Annotated in this window: 1 protein-coding gene; it reads left to right on the top strand. The window is 42.7% G+C overall.

Annotated elements, in window-relative coordinates:
• Nucleotides 1-77 precede the first annotated feature (77 nt).
• Nucleotides 78-555, top strand: a 478-nt coding sequence (locus R7E78_RS29395) for an exonuclease subunit SbcD (RefSeq protein ID WP_318059055.1), incomplete at its 3' end; no start/stop codon positions are given.

Genomic DNA, 555 nt, shown 5'->3' with positions numbered 1-555 from the left:
ATGAAAAGCTTACGAAGTCACGATATCCTAACGGGATAATAAGATAACGCCATGTTTGTGGCAGAAAGTGAATTCGAATGAAGTTTATCCACACCTCAGATTGGCATCTTGGCCGACAGTTTCACAATGTCTCTTTGCTTGAAGATCAGCAGGCAGTTCTTGAGCAACTTATCCAATATATTGAAAACAATCCGGTTGATGCTGTAATCGTTGCCGGAGATGTCTATGATCGCTCCGTTCCACCAACGATTGCTATCGAGTTGCTTAATCGAGTCGTAAAGCGAATCTGTGGTGAGCTCAATACTCCTATGATATTGATTTCAGGCAATCACGATGGCGCAGAGCGTTTGGGTTTTGGTTCTGAGCGAATGAAACGTTCGGGATTGCATATCATCAGCAACTTTGAAGATATGTTAACGCCAGTTGTGATTGAATCGAAAGCCGCTGGTCATGTGGCTTTCTATGGAATGCCATACAATGATCCTGAACAAGTTCGTTATATATATAAAGAGTCGGTGTCGACACACGATGAAGCTCATAAACTGCTTGCCGAAA

It is taken from the genome of Vibrio sp. YT-19(2023) (genome assembly GCF_033337395.1).
Note: the sequence above shows the minus strand (reverse complement) of the source record. Positions and strands in the feature narration are given on the sequence as shown.